The following is a 22,806-nucleotide window of genomic DNA, read 5'->3' on the forward strand; positions in this document are numbered from 1 at the left end:
GAAATAAAAAGAGTTTGCGATTTGAAATTATTCCGTACATTTGCACAAAATTTGAAGGACGTAAATTTCATTATTTAAAAAAAGTATGGCGGTAGCAACAAAAACTATCAAGTTTATAGCGGTATTAGTTTTGGCATTATCATCGTTTTCGGTATTTGCCGAAGGTGGAGATCAAGATGAAAAAGGTAATTTAATAGATTCACCTGAAGAAATTAAAGAATACATCGCTCATCACTTAAAAGATTCTCACGATTTTCATCTATACACAGACAATGCGTCTGGTAAGCATTGGGGATTCTCATTACCAGTAATTGTATGGACTAAAGATGGTTTAAAAACATTTATGTCTTCAGCATTTCATCATGACGACCAAGGGAAAGTTGTGGTAGAAAAAGGAAATGCGCGTTTAGTAAAACTTCACAGTAAAATATACGAATTAGAAGCAGGAGCAGCAACTGTTAACTTTGATGAGTCTCATCATGCAACAAATGCACATAAAGTATTAGATTTTTCTATTACTAAGTCTGTATTTGGAATGTTATTAGCAGGATTGTTAATGTTATTAGGTTTTGGTGCTTTAGCTAGAAGTTATAAAAACGGTAAATCAATTCCAACAGGATTTGGTCGTGTATTAGAGCCGTTAGTAATTTATGTTAGAGACGATATTGCAAAGCCAAATATTGGAGAGAAAAAGTACCGTAAGTTTATGGGCTTTTTATTAACAGTATTCTTTTTTATATGGATATTAAACTTACTAGGTTTAACACCATTAGGATTTAACGTTACAGGACAAATAGCAGTAACAGCTTGTTTAGCTATTTTTACTATGGTTATTTATATGTTTAGTGGAAGTAAAGATTTCTGGGCACACACATTATGGATGCCAGGTGTTCCAGTAATATTACGTCCAGTATTAGCAGTAATAGAGCTAGTTGGTTTTGTTTTAATTAAGCCTTTCTCTTTATTAGTACGTTTATTTGCAAACATGACGGCAGGACACTTTGTTGTAATGAGCTTAATAGCATTAATGATTACAATGAAAAAATCATTTGGTGTTGTAGGATCTACAGGTATGTCTTTAGTGTTAGCATTATTTATAACAGTTATTGAGCTTTTAGTAGCATTTTTACAAGCGTTTATTTTCACGATGTTATCATCGTTATTTATAGGTATGGCAGTTGAAGAACATGACCATCATTAAGAAGAATTTGTTTAATTAATATTTATAAAAATCAAATTAGTATGTACAATTTAATTGGAGCAGGATTAGTAGTAATCGGAGGAGGAATCGGATTAGGTCAAATTGGTGGAAAAGCAATGGAAGGTATTGCACGTCAGCCAGAAGCAGCAGGGAAAATTCAAACTGCAATGATCATTATCGGAGCCTTATTAGAAGGTTTAGCCTTTGGTGCATTAATCTTAGGAGCATAATCCTAAAAAGAAAAGAACAGCTTTCTGCAACGGTTGGTTGCAGAAACTGTTTTTAAAAATTAAACAAAAAGAATTTAAGTAATCTATATAGTATGGAAACTTTAATAAATGATTTTTCAGTAGGCTTATTTTTTATGCAAGCCTTTATCTTATTAATATTAATTTTATTAATGAGAAAATTTGCATGGAAACCAATTTTAGACGCTTTACAAACGAGAGAAGATGGAATCAAAAATGCATTAGATTCAGCTGAAAAAGCTAAATTAGAAATGCAAAATCTTCAAGCAGATAACTTAAAGTTATTAAATGATGCTCGTGCAGAACGTGAAGCAATGCTTAAAGAAGCTCGCGACATGAAGAATAAAATGATTGACGATGCTAAAGTAGAAGCACAAACGCAAGCAAATAGTATAATTGCTCAAGCGCAAGCAGCTATCGAAAGCGAAAAGAAATCGGCAATGGCAGAACTTAAAAATCACGTTGCAGGTTTATCTGTAGATATCGCAGAGAAAGTAGTACGTGAAGAATTAGCAAACAAAGACAAGCAATTAGCATTAGTTGATTCTCTATTAGCAGAAGCAACACTTAACTAGTAGTTATGGCAGGAACAAGAGCAGCAATACGTTACGCAAAAGCAGTGTTAAGCTTAGCAACAGATCAAAAAGCAACAGATGTTGTTAATAATGATATGAAGCTAATAACAAACACTATTGCAGCAAGTAAAGATTTAAGCGATATGCTTAATAGTCCTGTGGTTAGTGCAGCAATAAAAAAATCTGCTTTATTAGAGATTTTTAAAGGCATTAATTCTTTAACAGTAAATGCTATAGATTCATTAATTGCAAATAAAAGGATTGTATTACTTAGTGAAGTTGCTAAGCAATATTCCTTATTATTCGATAAATTAAATGGAACTGAAGTTGCAACTGTAACAACAGCATTACCATTAACAGACGATTTAAAAGTAAAAGTTTTAGCAAAAGTTAAAGAACTTACTGGAAAAGAAGTAGCTGTAGAAAATATTATAGATGAAACTATCCTAGGAGGTTTTATATTACGTGTAGGAGATTTACAATACGACGCAAGTATTACAAATCAACTAAACAAACTAAGAAGAGAATTTACATTAAACTAAGATATTTATATATCTAAATAAATAATAAGATGGCAGAAGTAAAACCAGCTGAAGTATCAGCAATCTTAAAACAACAACTTGCAGGATTTGAAGCTAGTGCTTCATTGGACGAAGTTGGAACAGTATTAACTGTAGGTGATGGTATCGTTCGTGCATACGGATTAGCTAACGCTCAATATGGAGAATTAGTAGAATTCGATGGTGGATTAGAAGGTATTGTACTTAATCTTGAAGAAGATAACGTTGGTATTGTACTTTTAGGAACATCAGTAGGAGTTAGAGAAGGTTCTACAGTAAAACGTACTAATCGTATTGCATCTATTAAAGTAGGTGAAGGTATTGTTGGTCGTGTTGTAGATACATTAGGTAACCCTATCGATGGTAAAGGACCAATTGCAGGAACAACTTATGAGATGCCTTTAGAGCGTAAAGCTCCTGGAGTTATCTATAGAGAACCAGTAACAGAGCCATTACAAACAGGTATTAAAGCAATTGATGCTATGATCCCAGTTGGTAGAGGACAACGTGAGTTAGTTATTGGTGACAGACAAACAGGTAAGACTGCAGTTTGTATTGATGCTATCTTAAACCAAAAAGAATTTTTCGATGCAGGTGAGCCTGTATATTGTATATATGTTGCTGTAGGTCAAAAGGCTTCAACAGTAGCACTTATTGCTAAAACTCTAGAAGAAAAAGGAGCTTTAGCTTACACAACAATAGTAGCTGCAAATGCATCAGATCCTGCTGCAATGCAAGTATATGCACCTTTTACAGGAGCATCTATTGGTGAGTACTTTAGAGATACTGGTAGACCAGCTTTAATTGTTTTTGATGATTTATCAAAACAAGCAGTTGCTTACCGTGAGGTATCTTTATTATTAAGACGTCCACCGGGACGTGAAGCGTATCCTGGAGATGTATTTTATTTACACTCAAGATTATTAGAGCGTTCTGCAAAGATCATTAATAATGATGCTATTGCTAAAGAAATGAATGATTTACCAGATTCATTAAAGCCAATCGTAAAAGGTGGTGGTTCTTTAACAGCATTACCAATTATTGAAACTCAAGCAGGTGACGTTTCAGCATATATTCCAACAAACGTAATTTCGATTACAGATGGACAAATTTTCTTAGATGGAGATTTATTTAACTCTGGTGTTCGTCCAGCAATTAACGTAGGTATTTCTGTATCTCGTGTTGGTGGTAATGCACAGATTAAGTCTATGAAAAAAGTATCTGGTACTTTAAAATTAGATCAAGCACAATACCGTGAGCTAGAAGCTTTCGCTAAGTTTGGTTCAGACTTAGATGCTGTTACTTTAAACGTAATTAATAAAGGTAAACGTAACGTAGAGATCTTAAAGCAAGGTCAAAACGATCCATTTACTGTAGAAGATCAAGTAGCTATTATTTATGCTGGATCTAAAAACTTATTAAAAGACGTTCCTGTAAATAAAATTAAAGAATTCGAAAGAGATTATCTTGAATTCTTAAATGCTAAGCACAGAGGTGTTTTAGATACTTTAAAAGCAGGAAAATTAACTGACGAGGTTACAGATACATTAATAACTGTATGTAAAGACCTTTCAGCTAAATACAGATCATAATTAACATTCCTACTTTCATGTTTGTGGAAGTAGGAGTTTAATATTCATATTTTCAATATGGCTAATTTAAAAGAAATACGTAATAGAATATCTTCAGTATCTTCAACGATGCAGATTACTAGTGCCATGAAAATGGTATCTGCTGCAAAGTTAAAGAAAGCACAAGATGCTATTACAGCAATGCGTCCTTATTCAGATAAGTTAACAGAACTTTTACAAAGTTTAAGTGCTACTCTTGACGCAGATACTGGAAGTCAGTATTCTGAAGTAAGAGAAGTTAAAAATGTGCTTATTGTTTCAATTTCTTCAAACAGAGGTTTAGCAGGAGCTTTTAACTCGAACATTATCAAGCAAACTAATAATTTAATTGAGAATGTTTATGCAGGTAAAAACGTTTCTGTAATTGCTGTAGGAAAGAAAGTAAACGATGCTTTTGCTAAAAAAGGTAATGTAATTGCAAATCACAGTGAGTTATACGATGATTTAACTTTCGATAATGTTGCGACCCTAGCAGAAATGTTAATGGATAAATTTGTTACTGGTGAATTCGATAAAATCGAAATCATTTATAACAAGTTTAAAAATGCTGCAACTCAAATTATAATGACAGAGCAGTTTTTACCAATTGTTCCAGTTGAAGGAGAAGTAGTTGTTAATACAGATTATGTTTTCGAACCATCTAAATTGGAAATCGTAGAGCAATTAATTCCAAAGTCACTTAAAACTCAATTATACAAAGGTATTAGAGATAGTTTTGCAAGTGAGCATGGTGCACGTATGACAGCAATGCATAAAGCAACAGATAATGCAACTGAACTTAGAGATCAGTTAAAATTAACTTATAACAAAGCACGTCAGGCATCTATTACTAACGAAATATTAGAGATTGTTGGTGGAGCAGAAGCTTTAAATAATTAATACTTGTTATTCTACACTTGAAGTAGAATTTAAAATAATAAAAACCTTGTTCTTTTTGAGCAAGGTTTTTTTGTATTTAAAACCTTTTGAATTAATTTATAGATTAAGAGCGCGCATTTTGCTCTAAGAGGTCTTAATTAAAAATGGAATGGAAATTATTTAATATATTTAGAATCAATTAATAATTATGAAATACCTTAAAACGTTTACAGTTCTAACTATGTTTTTTGTAATGCTAACGAGTTTTACGCAGTGCTCAAGCTCAAAAACGATAAATGATTTAAAGCATGATCAGCAAGTCTTAAAGCTTGAAGAGGATGCCTCATTCACCTTGTCTGATACCTATTTTCAAAGTTGGGTTTCAGGTGTAAAAGGAGGAGGTTCTGGAATTCATATGTATATAAACGTTATAACTATTAGCAATAATGTATTATTCGATAGCGTTTACTTTAGAGGCTTAAAAGCTAAAGTTGAAATTAGCAAAATGGGTTACATAGCTAGTTTTACAACAAAGGCAAATCAAAAACAAGATATTGTTATGAGTAACAATAAAAATGCTGAGTATGGAAATCAAATACCAACTAAACAAGACTTTCCTTTCGAATTAAAAGATAATGAAGCTGTTATTAGTTATTGGGAGAACGCTACATCAAAATATTTATTAATAAAGAATATTAAAGAAAAAAGTAAAATTGAGTATCCAAGTGCTCCTCCAAGACGTTAATGCAATTAACATTGTAATTCTTCATTATTTACAGTACATTTAAGCTAATTATTACAAATAAATTTGAGCGGATTTAAATCTCTTTTTAAACAAACATTTATATACGGTTTAGCAACTGTGTTACCACGAATGTTAAGTTTTATTCTGGTACCACTTTATACAGACCCAAACGTATTGTCTACTGCAGAATATGGACGTGTATCTTTTATATTCGCCTACTTTGTGCTTTTTAATGTGGTTCTGGCCTATGGTATGGAAACTGCTTTTTTTAGGTTTTTTAATAAAGACGAAAATCAAGACAAAGTAACAAGCACATCTGCAATTTCATTAATAATAAGCTCCTTTGCTTTACTAGGTATTGCTTTTCTTTTTAGACATCAAATTTCTGCACTTATAGATATTGAGCTTAAGTATTTAAATTTAATTTTCATTATTCTGTTGTTAGATGCTTTGGTAATTATCCCATTTTCATGGTTACGCGCAACTGCAAAGCCTATGCGTTATGCTATTATTAAAATATTAAACGTTGCTATTAATCTAGGTTTAAATATTTTCTTGCTACTCTATTTAAAAGACCTAGCATTAGAGAGTTCTCTTTTTAATAGTATTTATATACAAGATTTCGAAATCAGTTATATTTTTATTTCAAATTTAATAGCAAGTGGTGTTACACTACTTTTATTACTTCCTTTTTACGCAAAAATTAAACTTAATTTTGATGTTGTATTATGGAAAAAAATGATGCGATATGCAATGCCTGTTTTAATAGCAGGAATAGCCTATTCTGTTAATGAAACTTTCGACCGTATACTATTAGAAAAATTATTGCCAGCTAACATTGCCGACGAGCAAATAGGTATGTACTCTGCATGTTACAAACTAGCATTGTTTATGACCTTGTTTGCAACAGCGTTTCGTTTAGGTATAGAGCCTTACTTTTTTAGTCACTCTAAAACAGAAAATCCTCAAAAAAATTACGCAAAAATATTAGAGTACTTTGTTGCCTTTGGTTCTATAATTTTATTAGGTGTTGTTGTCTTTGCTGATGTATTAAAACCTTACATTATTAGAAGTGAAACGTATTACGAAGCTATGTGGATTGTTCCATTTATTCTTTTAGCTAATTTTTGTTTAGGCATATATCATAACCTTTCGGTTTGGTATAAAATTACAGACCGCACTAAGTTTGGTGCTTATATTTCAATATTTGGAGCTATAATTACATTAGCTTTAAATTATATTTTAATTCCTATTATAGGTTTTAAAGGTTCTGCAATAGCAACACTTTCTGCTTATGGAATGATGATGTTGTCATCTTTTTTCTTCGGAAGAAAATACTATCCTATTCCGTACAATTTAAATAAGATTGTATTGTATTTCGGACTTTCAACATTACTTTCTATGGTGTATTTCTATAATTTTAGAGGTAATTATATTGTAGGAATTAGTGTATTAATTGTATTTTTAGCCCTTGTTTTTCAGCTTGAAAAAAAAGAATTAAAACAATTATTAAGTAAAAAATAATATGTCATTCAGAGTAAAATCATGAATTTCATAAAAACAGTTTATTCCCTTTAGGAAAATAGAATATAAAATGGATATTAAAATTATAAATAAATCTGCTCACGCTTTACCACATTACGAAACTGTAGCATCTGCAGGAATGGATTTAAGAGCAAATATTAAAGAAAGCATTACATTACAACCAATGGAACGTGCAATTGTACCAACAGGGTTGTTTTTAGAGCTTCCAATAGGTGTAGAAGCACAAGTACGACCAAGAAGTGGTCTAGCCGCAAAAAAAGGCGTTACAGTGCTTAATGCTCCAGGAACAATAGATGCAGATTATAGAGGAGAAATAGGTGTAATTTTAATTAATTTATCTTCTGAAACATTTATTGTAGAGAACGGAGAACGTATTGCACAATTAGTAATTGCTAAACATGAAAGAGCAGAATGGCAGCAAGTAGAAACACTTTCTGAAACCGATAGAGGTGAAGGCGGTTTTGGAAGTACAGGAATAAAATAAGAGGAAATTTGTAAATACGTTTCGCTTAGCGGAAATAAAAATAATATAAGATGAAAATAATAGTACCAATGGCAGGTAGAGGATCTCGACTGCGCCCACATAGTTTAACAGTACCAAAACCATTAATTCCAGTTGCTGGACAGCCTATAGTACATCGTTTAGTAAAAGATATTGTAAAAGTATTAAACCAACCCATAGAAGAAATTGCTTTTGTTTTAGGTGATGCTGCTTGGTTTGGAGACGATGTTGTAAAAAGTTTAGAAGCATTAGCTACAGGTTTAGGTGCAAAAGCATCTATTTACAGACAAGACCAGCCATTAGGAACAGGACATGCTATTATGTGTGCAAAAGAGTCTTTATCTGGACCAGCAGTAATTGCTTATGCCGATACACTTATTCGTGCAGATTTTAACTTAGATCCAGAAGCAGATGCCGTTATTTGGGTGAAGCAAGTAGACAAGCCTGAAGCTTATGGTGTGGTTAAATTAAACGAAAATAAAGAAATTGTAGAACTTGTAGAAAAGCCAGAACAGTTTGTTAGTGATCTTGCAGTAATTGGTATTTACTATTTTAAAGAGGTTTCTGCTTTAAAAGACGAATTACAAAAAGTACTAGATAATAACATTATTAATGGTGGTGAATACCAAATTAATGACGGAATTAAAGGTATGATGGCCAATGGTAAAACCTTTAAAACTGGTGAAGTTAGTGAATGGATGGACTGCGGAAATAAAGCTGTAACGTTAGAAACCAACCAACGTATGCTTGGATTTTTAAAAGCCGACGGAGAGGAGCAATTAATAGCCGATTCAGTTAAAAACGAAAACTCAACTATTATAGAGCCTTGCTATATTGGAGAAAATGTAATCTTAAAAAATGCAACAGTAGGACCTCATGTTTCTATTGGAAATAATTGTATTATCGAAGACAGTACAATTAAATATAGTTTGATTCAGAATGAAACTACAATTAAAAACGCTAATTTAGATGAAGCCATGATTGGTAACCATGTTAAGTACGATGGTAAATTTACTAAAATTAGTATTGGAGATTACTCTATTTTAGAATAATCTAGTTCCTGAAAAATCAGGAATATTGTAATTTTTTGGAATAATTTTTGAACTGTAATTCAGAGCGAAAGCGAAGAATCTAACATAAATGAATAAACTAAGCTATATATTACTTTTTATCTTCGGAGTACTCCTATTTCCGGTAGTTACTTCTGCGCAAGTAGACTTTAATGCAACACCAAATGACGATTTAGGAAATGTATCGGATGAGTTTCAGGAATTATTCTATAAAGCATTACAAGAAAAGGCAATCGAGAACTACGATAAAGCCATTAATGCATTGCAAAAGTGTATTGAAATAGACGATTCGGAATCTATTTTATATTTTGAGTTAGGTAAAAACTACAATAAACTTAAAAACTTTGGAGCAGCAGAAGATGCACTTAAAAAGGCAGTAAGCAAAGAACCAGATAACGAGTGGTATTTAGACGAGCTTTACGAAAGTTATGCACAGCAAAAAGATTACGACAAAGCCATAAAAACAATAAAGCAATTAGTGAAATATCATCCTGATTATAAGGAAGACTTAGCTTCATTGTACGTAAGGACTAAAAAATACAAAGACGCTTTAAAAGTATTGGATGATATAGATGAGGAAATGGGTGTCTCAGACGAAAGAGACCGTTTAAGGAATCAAATTTATAATGCTACTGGGCAAAAAAAACAGCAAATAAAAACGCTAGAAGAACGTGTAGACGAAAATCCTGAAGCCGAAAAAAACTACTTAGCTTTAATTTTTAGATACAGCGAAAGTAACGATACTAAAAAGGCATTTGAAACAGCTAAAAAACTATTAGAGGTTCATCCAGAATCGCAATTAGTGCATTTAGCATTGTATAAATTCAATTTAGATGATGGTGAAGCAGCAATGGCTATAAAATCGATGAAAGTAGTTTTAAATAGCAGGCAAATTAAACCTGAAGCTAAGTTAAAAGTGCTTGCAGATTTTGTAAACTTTGTAAATAAGAATCCGCAGTACGAAAAAGATTTAGTTGAAATAACATCTTTGGTTAGCGAAAGCGCTGCCGATACCAAGACTTTTATCGAGATTGCTCAATATTATTTAGCTAAAAAAGATAAAACAACGGCGATAGAATATTACACAAAAGCTCAAGCTCTTGAACCTGATAATTTTGGAATATTAAGGAATATTATTTTATTGCATATCGATTTAAAAGCCTTTGATAAAGCGGAACAAAAAAGTAAAGAAGGATTAGAAAAATATCCTTCGCAACCAGTACTTTATCTTACTAATGGTGTTGCTTTAAACCAATTAGCTAAATACGATAATGCTATCGAAACACTTGAAACTGGCTTAGATTATATTATAGAAGACAATAAAATGGAAGCCGATTTTTATAAACAGTTAAGCAAAGCTTACACTGGTTTAAACAATTTAGCTAAAGCAAAAACGTTTAGTGATAAAGCCAAAAAGTTAGAAACTCCTAAGTAAATGACATTTAAACCTCAAATAGTATCGCTAATACTTATACTTTGTATTGGTTTAGTAAGTTGTAGATCTGCTAAAACAATCACAGATAATGGTACCTTAAATGCTAATTTTTCTGCACGTCAAATTATAAAAAACAACGATAAGAGTAATTCGAATTTTAATACGTTAAGTTCAAGATTAAAAATTGAATCTACCGATGGTGATAAGTCACAATCTGTTTCGGTTTCTTTAAGAATGGAAAAAGATAAAACCATTTGGATGAGTAAACTCGGTATAGTAAAAGCATTAATTACACCAAAAAGAGTTGCGTTTTATAACAAGTTAGATGGTACTTATTTTGATGGAGATTTTACTTATTTAAGTGAGCTATTAGGTACAGAATTAGATTTTTATAAAGTACAGGCTTTACTTTTGGGAGAGCCTATATTTAAGCCAAATACAAAAGACTACGAAGCTTCAGTTTATGAAAATTCGTATATGCTACAGCCTAAAAACCAAGAAGATTTATTTGAAGTCTTTTTATTGTTTAATCCTACCCATTTTAAAATGGATTCTCAACAAATAGCGCAATCTAAAGAGCAACGTCATTTAGAGATAAACTATTTAGCATATCAAGAAGTAGAGAAAGAAATTCTTCCTGAGCGCATTAAAATTATTGCAATCGAAAACGATAAAGAACTAAAAATTGACCTTGAATATAAAGGTATACAATTAAACCAAGATCTAAGGTTTCCGTTTAAGGTTCCTTCAGGATACGATCTAATAGAATTAAAATAATGCGAGAGTTTCAACATAAAATATTAGTGTTTAGCGTGCTGTTTTTTTGCAGTGCTTTTGTTTTTTCGCAAAGTGGAAAGCAAAAGGAATTAGAGGCTAGACGTATAGAATTGTCGCGAGAAATTCAGCAAATAAATGCACTGTTAGCTTCAAATAATTCTAAACAAAAATCGGAAGTTTCACAAATAGAAGATCTTAATCATAAGGTTAGTGTTCGAGAGAATCTTATTAAAGTAACGAACCAGCAAGCAAATTTATTAACGCGAGAAATTAATACCAATCAAAAACAAATTACAGCAAATCGTGATGAGCTAACGGTTTTAAAAGATGGTTATTCTAAAATGCTTCAGAAAGCATATAAAAATAAGAATAAGCAAAGTCGTATTATGTTTTTATTGTCTTCAACAAACTTTAAACAAGCCTATAAACGTGTTCAGTATTTAAACCAATATGCAGATTACCAAAAGGAGCAAGCCGATAAAATAAAGCTTAAAACCATTGCACTTCAAGAAGCAAACACCAATCTATTAGTTCAAAAAGAAGCAAAGAGCAAACTAATTACAGAAAATAAAAAAGAACAAAAGACTTTAGAAATTGAGCGTAAGCAGCATGAAGTTATTATGGCGTCTATTAAAAAAGACTTAAATAAATATACGGCTCAAATTAAAGCTAAGCAAAAAGAAGCAAAAAGAATAGATAACCAGATAGATAAGTTAATTAGAGATGCTATTGCAGCTTCTAATAAAAAAGCTGGTGCTAAAACAACAACAAAGTCTAAGGGTTTTGCATTAACAGCAGAGGCTAAGGCGCTTGCTGCAGACTTTTTAGGTAGTAAAGGGAAGTTGCCTTGGCCTGTGGAAAAAGGTGTTGTAAAACTACGTTATGGTAAGCAGCCGTCTCCTGTAGATAGAAATTTAACTATTAATAGTAATGGTGTAAGAATTTCTACCGAAAAAGGAGCGAAGGTGCGTGCCGTGTTTAATGGAGAAGTTATGGGTATTTTAAAACCTAAACGTAGTAATCCTATTGTAATGGTAAAGCATGGTAACTATATTACTACGTATCAAAATCTTGGTAAAATATTTGTTAAGACTGGCGATAAGGTAACTACTAAACAGGAAATTGGAGAGGTTTTTACTAATCCTACAACAGGTGAAACCATTTTAAAATTTAGGATTGATAAGGATAATAAAACTCAAAATCCTTCGAGTTGGATTTTTAAGATGTAGCATTCCTGAGAACGGAGCAATATTATCCTTTTTATCTTAATTTATTATCAAAATATTTTAAAGCTATATTTCTACTCAAATAAAGCCTTCAGCTCTGTTGCATCATGTGGCTTCATTTTTCCAGCTAAAACTAAACTTAGTTGTTTGCGTCTTAAAGCGCCTTCAAAACGTTCAATTTCTAATTCTGTTTCGGGAGTTAATTCTGGTACACGAACAGGTCTTCCTGTTTCGTCTACAGCAACAAAAGTATAAATAGCTTCGTTAGCCTTTGCTTTTACACCAGATTCTCTATCTTCTATCCAAACATCTATATAAATTTCCATAGAGCTTTTAAAAGCGCGAGAAACTTTTGCGTCTACAGTAACAACACTTCCTAAAGGAATAGCACGATTAAAAGCAACATGATTAACCGATGCTGTTACTACAACACGTCTAGAGTGGCGACGCGCACTAATACCTGCAGCACGATCCATTCTTGCTAATAGTTCGCCACCAAAAAGGTTATTAATTGGGTTGGTTTCACCAGGTAAAACCATATCCGTCATTATTGTTCTTGAGTCTTTTGCTGTTCTTGCTTCCATAATATTCCCTGCAAAAGCAGGAATCTGTTTAATGAGTTTTTCTTAATAGACACTTTGTGAATGTAGTATTTAGAAAAATTTCAAATTTAAAAATGCAAAGGTAAGCCGATTTAAAAATTCAGCCTTAAGTTTTAGTAAATATTAAGAAAAAGAGTTTAGTTTAAGTTTTTAACTAATAACCAAGCAGATTCATTATTGTTTTGACGAATAGAATTTAACTCACGTAGCGCTTCATTTCTATCATTAAAACTAGCGTAAGCAACTTGATGTAAACCGTATTTGTTAATACCAATTTTTCTAGCTTTAAAACCTTGATCTTGAAGTTGTTTTACTTTTGTAAGACAGTTTTCTTCTACTCTAAAAGCACCTGCAACTATATGGTAATTTCCAGATTGCTTACTTACATTTAATGTTGCAGCAGGCAATGGATTACTAATAATAAATGTAGCTTCTTGAATTTTAGTTTCTAACTGTGTATTAGCTTCTTCTTGGGCAACCTGGTTTTGAGATTTAATCTCATTTACATAGTAATTTCCAGAAACTAAGCCACTAATAGTTAATGCAATTAATGCAATAGCTGCATATTTAAGATAAGGCTTTGTTTTTCGTCTTTCTGGAGTAATTGTTAAAGGAATTACTTTCTCTATTGCTTCTACTTCTTCCTTGTAAACTTCACGTGTTACAGCAGGAGAAACTAGTTGAGATAATCCAAAAGCATCAGTTAAGTAATTTAAGTTATAACTAGGGTCAAATTCAATTTTACCTTCAATATTAAGCTTTAAATCACCAATATTTTCAAGAGAAAGAGTATTACCTTCAGTTAAATTAGATTTAAGAGATTTTACACGTTTAGCAATTTTTTCGTTAGCAGTTTCAAACGGAATTTTTTCTATATCGGCAATGTAACGTGCTAATAAGCCATCGTTAGTTTGTATTTGCTCATTAAACGATAATCGTTTTTTTGGCGGATAAAAGGCATTTGTAGTTTCGTGAACAGTTGCAGATACGCGTTGTGATAAAAATGCACCAAACTCAGGTACAGTAACACATTCGTAACGGTATAATAAATCGCTTATGTAAGTCTCTAATTGCATAGAAACAAAGTTAAGATTTTTTGTTAGCCAATAAAATGTAGGCTCTATTAGTTATTAACACCGTTAAAATTCTTTTATTGTAGTCTCAAAATCAATTAGATAAAATGACGGAAAATGACTTAATATACATATTAGCGCTACAAAATGTCATTAAAATTGGTGATGTAACAGCAAAAAAACTCATATCGCACTGTGGTTCTGCTGAAGCTGTGCTTAAAGAAAAGAAACAAAATCTTTTAAAAATTGACGGCATTGGGAGTGTTACAATTTCCGATTTATTTAGTCGAAACCATTTTGAAGCAGCAGAAGCTGAGCTTAATTTTATTAAAGCTGAAGGCATAAAAACGCACTATTTTAATTCCGATTCATATCCTGAAAGATTAAAACACTGTATAGATAGTCCTATTTTACTTTTCGAAGCTGGAAATATAAACCTTAATAAAAAACATATTATTAGTATTGTAGGTGCACGTAAAATTACAACTTCGGGTATTGCCTTTTGTAAAAAATTAGTAGAAGAGCTTGCTATTTACGATCCTGTAATTGTTTCTGGTTTTGCTTATGGTACAGATATTACTGCGCAAAAGGCAGCCATAAAACACAATTTGCAAACTATTGGCTGTTTGGCTCATGGGTTAAACCAAATCTATCCTAAAACTCATAAAAAATATATGGCAGAGGTAGAAGGTAATGGTGGTTTTTATACCGACTTCTGGAGTACTGCTAAATTCGATCGTAATAATTTTTTAAAACGTAATCGCATTATTGCAGGTATTAGCGAAGCAACTATAGTTATCGAGTCTGCTAATAAAGGAGGTAGTTTGGTAACTGCTGATATTGCAAATTCGTACAATCGAGATGTGTTTGCAGTTCCTGGTCGCACAACAGATTCGCAGAGTGTTGGTTGTAATAATTTAATTAAACAGCAAAGAGCACATTTATTATCTACGCCATTAGATGTGCCTTACATACTTAATTGGCAATTAGAAGACAATAAAAAACCGGTAATACAAAAACAGTTGTTTATAGAGCTTGATGATAACGAAAAAGTAATTTACAATTATTTAAAAGATAAGGATAAAGTAATGTTAGATATTATAGCACTAAACTGTAATATGCCTACTTTTAAAATTGCTGGTTTGTTGTTAAATATGGAATTAAAAGGTGTTGTTAGACCTTTGCCAGGAAAATTGTTTGAGGTTATTTAGTTATTTGTGGGTTCCTGCCTCCGCAGGAATGACAAAATCTAATCTTCAAAATAATCCATACTTTCATGTGTTTTTTCCCATTCAGCTTTGCGAGAAAAGAATGCTTCCAAATAGGTGTTCTCAAAAGCGATTTTTTCTTCTTTGGTGAAATTAGGATGGTATTCTGTAGCAAGTTTTTTGAGCTTTACTTTATTGTCTAAAATTCTTTGGTAAGTAATAGTTTTATCATTGTCAAATAATAGAATAATGGTGTTCTTATCAATGCTTGATATTTGCATACCTGTTAGTTTTGTATTATCTAAATCAATTAAATGGAGTATATTATCTTCGTAAACATAGCTATATCCATGGCTCATTCCTATTGGGTAACTGTATTTAAAAAAAGACTCTTCGTTTATAAAAAATTCATTATAGTATAACGCTTCTCCTGAATTTGTTGCTTCAAGATACCAATTGCCAGTAATGTCAATTTCTTCCTCTTGAGCACTGCAAGAGAAAACTAAAAGCATTAATAATATTGAAAGAAATTGTTTCATAATTATCTAGTTAGTATGAATAATATATAATTTGTTACTTAAAGAATAAAATTATTAATTTTCAGACAATAGTATTTCGTTACCTCTAATAATTATTTTCTTTTTATTCGATTTTTCTATATTAACTTTCGTTTTTGTAATCACTGTAACTAGGTTGATTTCTGTGTTTTTTTCAGAAGTTTTTAACTTGTTAACTATAATTCTTAAAACAAATGTCTCATCAATTAAATAACTGTCGTAGTCTTCCGAAATTATTTTGTCATCAATTTTAAAGATAATTGGATTCTTGTTTAAATTGAGGTGTTTTGCAGAAAGAGTATTTAATGATATAAAGTTTGACTTATATCCTGCCTTCATTTTTATTAAAATCTTTCCATAATATTCTTTGCCTTCTATTTTAAAGGTCGTTTTCTCAATATTAAGACTTTCAATTTGTTCTTGATTTATAGTTATTAGTGATAAGTTAGTGCTAATAAATTTACTATTCAAAAAGACTCCTGTTGGTTTATTGTTTTTTTTATATGTTATACTATCATTATAATATACTGTTATTTCTGAGTTTTTAGAATATTTAAACTTTTTAAGTGCTTTTTTACCTGTTAGTGTTTGACTAAAGGATAAAGAAGTGATAAGTAAGATTATTAATAATGTAGTATTTCTCATTGTATTAATTTTTAACAAAGATTGAATATTTATTAAAACTAAACGAGAGCCAATGAGTGAAAGGCTCCTTTGAGTGAGTGAAAGTTTACTCCATAAAAAAAGCCACTATTTCTAGTGGCTTCTGTAAACTTGCTCCTCTTCTTAGGCTCGAACTAAGGACCCTCTGATTAACAGTCAGATGCTCTAACCAACTGAGCTAAAGAGGAGTGTTTTTCGCTATTGCGAGTGCAAATATATATTCTTTTTTAGTATCTGCAAAATTATTTTTAATTTTTTTAATTAAAAATTGCTTTAAAGATGTCATTTCCGTTCGCAAACAGCACCAGGCCTATTAAAATAAAGAAACCAGCAGTTTGTGCATATTCCATAAATTTATCACTTGGCTTGCGTCCAGAGATCATTTCGTACAGTAAAAACATAACATGCCCTCCATCTAAAGCAGGAATTGGTAATAAATTAAGTACACCTAACATAATCGATAGAAAAGCTGTAATGCTCCAGAAAGTTTGCCAGTGCCAGTAATCTGGAAAGACATTTAAAATGGCGTAAAAACCACCAACACCTTTGTAAGCACCAGTCTCTACATTTCCTATTTCTTTAAGCTGTCCAAAGTATTTACCCATTTGGCCAGTAAACTTATTATAACCTCCTGCAAAGCTCTCTCCAAAAGAGTACTCTTTAGTTTTCATTTTATAATAGCCAAGCTTCTCCATTGTTTTAGAATCTGCTCCCGAATAATATACAATACCTAGGTTAGCATTATCATCTATTTTTAATTTTTCAGTAATTAACTTTTCGTCTCTTAAAAGTGTAACCTCTACTTCTTGACCTTTTAAATCGTTTAAAACAGGTTTTAATTGATCTATATATTTTATTGTTTTTCCTCCAACAGTTCTAATAACATCTTTGTCTTTAAGGTTTGCTCCTTTATTTGCAGATGTGTCTGAAGCTTTAACAACCATCAATGGATAGCGCATTTCGAATAAATCTCTACGTTTACTATCTGAAAACTGACCTAAGAAATCTACAGGCATTGTAATGGTTTGCTCTACACCATCCCTAATAAATGTTATTGTTTTTGCTCCAATAAAATTTCCTTTTATATCCGAAACGTTTTCAACTACATAATCACCAACCTTTGTAATATTATCTCCAGTTTTAAAACCTAAATCTGTTAATAATGGATTTTCAACTAAATAACCATCTTGAATAGTGCTAGCGTCTCTAAACTGATCTCCGTAAATAAAAGACAGGAAAAAGTAAATAACATAAGCCAATACAAAGTTTACAAACACACCACCAAGCATAATAATTAAACGTTGCCAAGCTGGTTTAGATCTAAATTCCCAAGGTTTTGGTTCTTCGGCCATTGCTTCGGTATCCATGCTTTCGTCTATCATTCCCGAAATTTTCACATAACCACCAAGCGGTAGCCATCCAATTCCGTAGACAGTTTCTCCAATTTTTTTCTTAAAAAGAGAAAATTTTACATCAAAAAACAAGTAGAATTTCTCTACTCTTGTTCCAAATAATTTTGCTGGTATAAAGTGCCCAAGCTCGTGAAGTATGATTAATAGTGAAAGACCCAGTAAAAACTGAGAGATTTGTATAATAATTCCCATGTAGTTTATCTATTCATTTTTATAACGCCCAAAAGTAAGTATTTAGACTTAGTTTTAAAAGCTATTGCTTAATTGCTTTGTCTTTTAATAGCAATTTATGAGCCAAAAAAATGGGTTAAGAAACGTTTGCGTTGTATTTTTGCAAAATATCCACTAAATTTTGCTTTTATGCTTTCTTTTTTTAAAGATTATAAAAAATTTGCGATTGGATTTTTTATCCTCTCAGCTGTAATTGTTTTAATAATATATAACATTCTTAATGTTGAAAAACCATTACCTATCTACCAACCCAATAACGTTGAAACGACTTTGGTTGACAGTACAATTCAGCATGTAAAAAGGTATCATAAAATAGCCGATTTTAGTTTAATAAACCAAAACGGAAAAACCATCACCCAAAACGATTACAAAGATAAAATTTACGTAGCCGATTTCTTTTTTACTACTTGTCAGACTATTTGTCCGATAATGACAGATCATATGGGTGTTATTCAAAAAGAAATATTAAAAGATGATGATATTATGTTGTTATCTCATTCTGTTACTCCGGTTATCGATAGTGTTGCTCAGCTTAAAAAGTATGCAATAAAAAAAGGAGTTAACGATGCTAAGTGGAACCTTGTAACAGGAGATAAAAAACAAATTTACGAGCTTGCAAGAAAAAGTTACTTAGCTGTAAAATCTGTAGGTAACGGAGATAAGTACGATATGATCCATACCGAAAATTTTATGCTTATCGATAAAAAACGTCAAATTCGTGGTTTTTATGATGGCACAGATCCAGAAGCCATTTCTCAGCTCTTAAATGATATAGAAAAGTTAAAACGCATGGAAAAACAATAGTTTTTAGGTTTTAAATTTTTAGCTTAAGTTTTTTCTCTTACTTTTGCTTCTTTAAAATCAATCTAAATAAGCTTGCAACATACAATAGCACATTTAAAACGCGGAGAAAAAGGAATAATTACAGATGTCTCATCAGTATTAATACCTTTAAAACTTCTTGAAATGGGATGCCTTCCTGGTAATCTTGTCGAGTTAGTACAAGTTGCACCTTTTTCAGATCCATTATATCTAAACATTAATGGAAGTCATTTAGCAATTAGAAAAGAGACTGCTATTCACATTTTAATAGATAGAATAGATGAGTAAGCAATTAAATGTAGCCTTAATAGGAAATCCTAATACCGGAAAAACATCAGTTTTTAATGCTCTTACTGGTTTAAACCAGCAAGTTGGTAACTATCCAGGTATTACCGTAGAGAAAAAAGAAGGTATTTGTAAGCTACCACGTGGCGTAAAAGCTCACATTATAGATTTACCGGGTACGTATAGTTTAAATGCATCGTCTTTAGACGAAAACGTAGTTATAGAATTACTTTTAAATAGAAACGATAAAGATTTTCCAGACGTAGCTGTTGTTGTTAGTGATGTAGAAAATCTTAAACGTAACCTTTTACTTTTTACACAAATTAAAGATCTCGAAATTCCTTGTTTGCTAGTGGTAAACATGGCGGATAGAATGCGTAGAAAAGGTATTACCTTAGATATCGAATATTTAGAACAGCAATTAGAAACTAAAATAGCGGTTATTAGTACGCGTAAAAACGAAGGTATAGATAACTTAAAACAACAAATTGCTAATTATAAAGAACTCTCTATTAAGCCTTGTTTAAGCGCATCGGATATTGATGTAGAGTACTTTAATAGATTACGTAATGCTTTTCCTAATCAACTGTTATATAAATTATGGTTGGTTATTACTCAAGATGTAAATTTTGGTAAAACAGATAGAAAAGTTATAGATGCCATTGCTAGTTTTAAAACAAAATCTGAAGGTGACTTAAAAAGACTTCAGCAAAAAGAAACTATAAAACGCTATCAGTTTATTAACAATGTTCTTAAAAAAGGACAAACTATAGATGCGTCTCAAGCAACAGATGTACGTGCAAAATTAGATCGTATTCTAACGCATAAAATTTGGGGATATGTTATTTTCTTTTTTATTCTTTTAACTATTTTTCAAGCTATTTACGATTGGTCAAGTATACCTATGGACTGGATAGATTCCTCTTTTGCATCATTAAGTAATTGGGTGAAAGATACCTTCCCGGGAGGAGGGAAGGTAACAGATTTAATTGCCGAAGGTATTATTTCTGGGCTTGGTGGAATTGTTATTTTTATACCTCAAATTGCATTCTTATTCCTTTTTATCGCCATCTTAGAAGAAAGTGGGTATATGAGTCGTGTGGTATTTTTAATGGACAGAGTCATGCGTCGTTTTGGACTAAGCGGTAAAAGTGTTGTGCCCTTAATTTCGGGTACTGCTTGTGCTATTCCTGCAATAATGGCAACACGAAATATAGAAAGCTGGAAAGAACGTTTAATTACCATTTTAGTGACGCCTTTTACAACCTGTTCTGCGCGTTTACCGGTATATTTAATTATTATTTCATTAGTTATTCCGGAAGGACGAATATTAGGTTTAAGCTATCAAGCATTAACATTAATGTTATTGTATTTAATAGGTTTTGGTGCAGCAGTTGGTTCGGCTTGGGTTTTAAATAAAATTCTAAAAATAAAAAGTAAGTCGTTTTTCGTTGTCGAAATGCCAAACTATAAAGTGCCACTTTTAAAAAACGTAGCATTAACGGTTTTAGAAAAAACAAAATCTTTCATCTTTGGTGCGGGAAAAATAATTTTAGCAATTTCAATTGTCCTTTGGGTATTGGCTTCTTATGGGCCAGGTGAACAATTTAATAATGCCGAAAATATTATAACAGAACAATACGCTCAAGATAATTTAAGTACAGACGATTTAGAACATAAAATAGCATCACACAAACTAGAACATTCTTTTATTGGTATTGCAGGACATGCTATTGAGCCAGCCATTAGACCTTTAGGTTACGACTGGAAAATTGGTATTGCCATTGTAAGTTCTTTCGCAGCACGTGAGGTTTTTGTAGGTACGCTAGCAACTATTTATAGTGTAGGTAGTGATGACGAAGAAACCATAAAAAACAGAATGGCAGGCGAAATAAATCCAATTCTTGGCGGACCATTATTTAATTTTGCTTCAGGAATTTCACTACTATTATTCTATGCTTTTGCCATGCAATGTATGAGTACTTTAGCAATTGTAAAAAAGGAAACCAATAGTTGGAAATGGCCAGTTTATCAATTTACAATCATGACGGCTATTGCATATATTTTTGCATTAATAGCATATCAATTCTTAAAATAATGAGCACAACACTTCAAAATATTATCGTTTTAATAATCTTAAGTTTTGCTGTAGGATTTCTTGTAAAGAAGTATTTCTGGAAAAAGAAGTCTAAAAAAACTTGCGGAACAGATGATTGCGGGTGCCACTAAACAGTTCAAAAAAATAGAATAACATTTTTTTTAAGCTATAAGTTTTGGGCGTTTTAACAGGCTGTCACTACTCGCTTTTTTTGAGAAAAACAAAAAAGAGCTCAAACAGACCGTTCCATCCTTAACGCACTTACTCAAACATAAAAAAACCTCATAAGTTTTAAGCTTATGAGGTTTTTCTATTTTATTTAAATAAAAATTAGTTTCTAATATCTAATTGAATATAGTAGTCTTCAGGCTTAATTTTAATATTATGTTTTGGATACGGAGCAATATTTAATCCAGAAATGTTAAGTGTTTCAGATGAAAATAAATTACCGGTTAAAATTTTTTTTCTATTAGGAAAAGTAATTTTCTTTTGTTCTAATTTTTGACCATTTTTATAAACATCTACTATTGCTATAGCTTCACCAGCCCAAACACATTGCACGCCTGTAGGGCAGCGAGAATCGCTTTCTAAACTAATAAATTTTAATTCTAAATCATCTATACTAATGGTTTTACCATAGATTAATTTAGAAACAATTTTAGGTGTTTTTACTTTAACCGTTGTAGAGTCTTGAGCAAACGAAAATAGCATGGTAAAAAATACTAAAACGGAAAGTAAATATTTCATAATTAAACAGTTTTTAAAAATAGATTTTTAGCAACATTTTGAGAGACTGTAATTTCACGATTATTTATTTCAATTTTAATAGACTGATCAAAAGGTTCTTTATGTAGTAATACAATTTCTGTTCCTAAAGCTATAGCATTAGCGTCTAAATAATTTAAAAAAGCAGAAGATGTATCTTTAACACCAACACATTTGTATTTGTTTCCTAAAATGGCTTGTGATAATAATATTTTTTCAATTTGTTTAAAATTACCATCTCTATCTGGTATTGGGTCACCATGTGGATCGTGAGTTGGGTGTTTTAAATAAGCATCTAATTGGTCAATTAGTTTTTCAGATTTTATATGCTCTAAATCTTCAGCAACTTGGTGCACTTCATCCCATTTAAAATTTAGTTTTTCAACTAAAAAAACTTCCCAAAGGCGGTGTTTTCTAATAATGCCTATTGCAATTTTCTTTCCTTGTACAGTTAAATTTACACCTTGGTATTTTATGTAATCGGCATAACCTTTCTCTGCTAATTTCTTTAACATATCTGTTACCGATGAGGCTTTAGTTTGTAAAGCTTCTGCAATAGCATTTGTATTTACCGTTTCTACACCTTGTTTTCCAAGGTGATAAATAGCTTTAATATAATTTTCTTCAGTAAGTGTAATCATAGGTTTATATAACAGAAACAAATATAGTAATATAATTTTCTAAAATTTAAATTTAGATTAGTCTAAATTTTTATTT

The 22,806-nt window shown here is 31.5% G+C and carries 25 protein-coding genes and 1 tRNA gene; 18 read left to right on the forward strand and 8 right to left on the reverse strand.

Annotated elements, in window-relative coordinates; all coding sequences use genetic code 11:
• Nucleotides 1-85 precede the first annotated feature (85 nt).
• From atpB to ASC41_RS08745, 13 genes are all read left to right on the forward strand, one after another.
• Nucleotides 86-1,201, forward strand: a complete 1,116-nt coding sequence (atpB, locus tag ASC41_RS08685; RefSeq protein ID WP_055436250.1) for a F0F1 ATP synthase subunit A — start codon at nucleotides 86-88, stop codon at nucleotides 1,199-1,201.
• Between the two features lie 41 nt (nucleotides 1,202-1,242).
• Nucleotides 1,243-1,431 carry an ATP synthase F0 subunit C gene (gene atpE, locus ASC41_RS08690; RefSeq protein WP_055436251.1) on the forward strand — a complete coding sequence of 63 codons (189 nt, stop codon included), beginning with the start codon at nucleotides 1,243-1,245 and terminating at the stop codon, nucleotides 1,429-1,431.
• A 92-nt stretch (nucleotides 1,432-1,523) separates the two neighbouring features.
• On the forward strand, nucleotides 1,524-2,024 hold the full coding sequence (locus ASC41_RS08695; protein ID WP_055436252.1) for a F0F1 ATP synthase subunit B: 501 nt from the start codon (nucleotides 1,524-1,526) through the stop codon (nucleotides 2,022-2,024).
• Between the two features lie 5 nt (nucleotides 2,025-2,029).
• Nucleotides 2,030-2,566 (forward strand): ATP synthase F1 subunit delta, encoded by a 537-nt coding sequence (atpH, locus tag ASC41_RS08700; RefSeq protein ID WP_055436253.1) that lies wholly within the window; start codon nucleotides 2,030-2,032, stop codon nucleotides 2,564-2,566.
• A 29-nt stretch (nucleotides 2,567-2,595) separates the two neighbouring features.
• Entirely contained in the window at nucleotides 2,596-4,176 is a 1,581-nt protein-coding gene (gene atpA, locus ASC41_RS08705) for a F0F1 ATP synthase subunit alpha (RefSeq protein ID WP_055436254.1), read from the forward strand.
• A gap of 57 nt (nucleotides 4,177-4,233) precedes the next feature.
• The gene (gene atpG, locus ASC41_RS08710) at nucleotides 4,234-5,094 is read left to right on the forward strand and encodes an ATP synthase F1 subunit gamma (RefSeq protein ID WP_055436255.1); all 861 of its coding nucleotides are present in this window, start codon (nucleotides 4,234-4,236) and stop codon (nucleotides 5,092-5,094) included.
• A gap of 187 nt (nucleotides 5,095-5,281) precedes the next feature.
• A complete protein-coding gene (locus ASC41_RS08715; RefSeq protein WP_152971446.1) occupies nucleotides 5,282-5,818 on the forward strand; it encodes a hypothetical protein in 537 nt (178 codons plus the stop codon).
• A gap of 63 nt (nucleotides 5,819-5,881) precedes the next feature.
• Nucleotides 5,882-7,342: an oligosaccharide flippase family protein gene (locus ASC41_RS08720; protein ID WP_055436257.1), complete on the forward strand. Its 1,461-nt coding sequence runs from the start codon at nucleotides 5,882-5,884 to the stop codon at nucleotides 7,340-7,342.
• A 70-nt stretch (nucleotides 7,343-7,412) separates the two neighbouring features.
• Entirely contained in the window at nucleotides 7,413-7,847 is a 435-nt protein-coding gene (gene dut / locus ASC41_RS08725) for a dUTP diphosphatase (RefSeq protein WP_055436258.1), read from the forward strand.
• A 50-nt stretch (nucleotides 7,848-7,897) separates the two neighbouring features.
• The gene (locus ASC41_RS08730; protein ID WP_055436259.1) at nucleotides 7,898-8,917 is read left to right on the forward strand and encodes a sugar phosphate nucleotidyltransferase; all 1,020 of its coding nucleotides are present in this window, start codon (nucleotides 7,898-7,900) and stop codon (nucleotides 8,915-8,917) included.
• 88 nt (nucleotides 8,918-9,005) lie between these two features.
• Nucleotides 9,006-10,370: a tetratricopeptide repeat protein gene (locus ASC41_RS08735; RefSeq protein ID WP_055436260.1), complete on the forward strand. Its 1,365-nt coding sequence runs from the start codon at nucleotides 9,006-9,008 to the stop codon at nucleotides 10,368-10,370.
• Nucleotides 10,371-11,147, forward strand: a complete 777-nt coding sequence (gene lolB1, locus ASC41_RS08740) for a lipoprotein insertase outer membrane protein LolB1 (protein WP_055436261.1) — start codon at nucleotides 10,371-10,373, stop codon at nucleotides 11,145-11,147.
• Nucleotides 11,147-12,376, forward strand: a complete 1,230-nt coding sequence (locus ASC41_RS08745; RefSeq protein WP_055436262.1) for a murein hydrolase activator EnvC family protein — start codon at nucleotides 11,147-11,149, stop codon at nucleotides 12,374-12,376. Before lolB1 ends, ASC41_RS08745 begins: the two co-directional genes overlap by 1 nt.
• A 71-nt stretch (nucleotides 12,377-12,447) precedes the next feature.
• On the opposite strand, the gene ASC41_RS08750 is transcribed toward ASC41_RS08745, so the two are convergent.
• On the reverse strand, nucleotides 12,448-12,957 hold the full coding sequence (locus tag ASC41_RS08750) for an acyl-CoA thioesterase (RefSeq protein ID WP_055436263.1): 510 nt from the start codon (nucleotides 12,955-12,957) through the stop codon (nucleotides 12,448-12,450).
• 155 nt (nucleotides 12,958-13,112) lie between these two features.
• A complete protein-coding gene (locus ASC41_RS08755; RefSeq protein ID WP_055436264.1) occupies nucleotides 13,113-14,051 on the reverse strand; it encodes an HU domain-containing protein in 939 nt (312 codons plus the stop codon).
• 104 nt (nucleotides 14,052-14,155) lie between these two features.
• Between ASC41_RS08755 and dprA the strand changes: the two genes are divergently transcribed.
• Nucleotides 14,156-15,259 (forward strand): DNA-processing protein DprA, encoded by a 1,104-nt coding sequence (gene dprA, locus ASC41_RS08760; RefSeq protein ID WP_055436265.1) that lies wholly within the window; start codon nucleotides 14,156-14,158, stop codon nucleotides 15,257-15,259.
• A 38-nt stretch (nucleotides 15,260-15,297) separates the two neighbouring features.
• Here dprA and ASC41_RS08765 read toward each other — a convergent pair whose 3' ends face one another.
• The 4 genes from ASC41_RS08765 to rseP all read right to left on the reverse strand — a co-directional run bounded on the left by ASC41_RS08765 (nucleotide 15,298) and on the right by rseP (nucleotide 18,080).
• A complete protein-coding gene (locus ASC41_RS08765) occupies nucleotides 15,298-15,795 on the reverse strand; it encodes a hypothetical protein (RefSeq protein ID WP_055436266.1) in 498 nt (165 codons plus the stop codon).
• 54 nt (nucleotides 15,796-15,849) lie between these two features.
• On the reverse strand, nucleotides 15,850-16,458 hold the full coding sequence (locus tag ASC41_RS08770; RefSeq protein WP_055436267.1) for a hypothetical protein: 609 nt from the start codon (nucleotides 16,456-16,458) through the stop codon (nucleotides 15,850-15,852).
• 132 nt (nucleotides 16,459-16,590) lie between these two features.
• Nucleotides 16,591-16,664: transfer RNA gene (locus tag ASC41_RS08775), tRNA-Asn, on the reverse strand.
• Between the two features lie 69 nt (nucleotides 16,665-16,733).
• Complete coding sequence (gene rseP / locus ASC41_RS08780) at nucleotides 16,734-18,080, reverse strand: RIP metalloprotease RseP (protein ID WP_055436268.1); 1,347 nt, start codon at nucleotides 18,078-18,080, stop codon at nucleotides 16,734-16,736.
• A gap of 168 nt (nucleotides 18,081-18,248) precedes the next feature.
• Between rseP and ASC41_RS08785 the strand changes: the two genes are divergently transcribed.
• The 4 genes from ASC41_RS08785 (at nucleotide 18,249) to ASC41_RS16805 (ending at nucleotide 21,455) form a co-directional block, all read left to right on the forward strand.
• Nucleotides 18,249-18,923, forward strand: coding sequence for an SCO family protein (locus ASC41_RS08785; protein ID WP_055436374.1), 675 nt, complete (start codon nucleotides 18,249-18,251; stop codon nucleotides 18,921-18,923).
• A 72-nt stretch (nucleotides 18,924-18,995) separates the two neighbouring features.
• The gene (locus ASC41_RS08790) at nucleotides 18,996-19,229 is read left to right on the forward strand and encodes a FeoA family protein (protein WP_055436269.1); all 234 of its coding nucleotides are present in this window, start codon (nucleotides 18,996-18,998) and stop codon (nucleotides 19,227-19,229) included.
• Nucleotides 19,222-21,324 carry a ferrous iron transport protein B gene (gene feoB / locus ASC41_RS08795; protein WP_055436270.1) on the forward strand — a complete coding sequence of 701 codons (2,103 nt, stop codon included), beginning with the start codon at nucleotides 19,222-19,224 and terminating at the stop codon, nucleotides 21,322-21,324. The genes ASC41_RS08790 and feoB overlap by 8 nt, the downstream gene beginning before the upstream one ends.
• A complete protein-coding gene (locus tag ASC41_RS16805; RefSeq protein ID WP_152971447.1) occupies nucleotides 21,324-21,455 on the forward strand; it encodes a FeoB-associated Cys-rich membrane protein in 132 nt (43 codons plus the stop codon). Before feoB ends, ASC41_RS16805 begins: the two co-directional genes overlap by 1 nt.
• Nucleotides 21,456-21,654: 199 nt before the next feature.
• Here ASC41_RS16805 and ASC41_RS08800 read toward each other — a convergent pair whose 3' ends face one another.
• Nucleotides 21,655-22,071 (reverse strand): hypothetical protein, encoded by a 417-nt coding sequence (locus ASC41_RS08800; RefSeq protein WP_055436271.1) that lies wholly within the window; start codon nucleotides 22,069-22,071, stop codon nucleotides 21,655-21,657.
• 2 nt (nucleotides 22,072-22,073) lie between these two features.
• Nucleotides 22,074-22,727 carry a metal-dependent transcriptional regulator gene (locus ASC41_RS08805; RefSeq protein ID WP_193786895.1) on the reverse strand — a complete coding sequence of 218 codons (654 nt, stop codon included), beginning with the start codon at nucleotides 22,725-22,727 and terminating at the stop codon, nucleotides 22,074-22,076.
• Nucleotides 22,728-22,806: the final 79 nt, after the last annotated feature.

Source organism: Lacinutrix algicola (genome assembly GCF_001418085.1).
Lineage (GTDB): Bacteria > Bacteroidota > Bacteroidia > Flavobacteriales > Flavobacteriaceae > Lacinutrix > Lacinutrix algicola.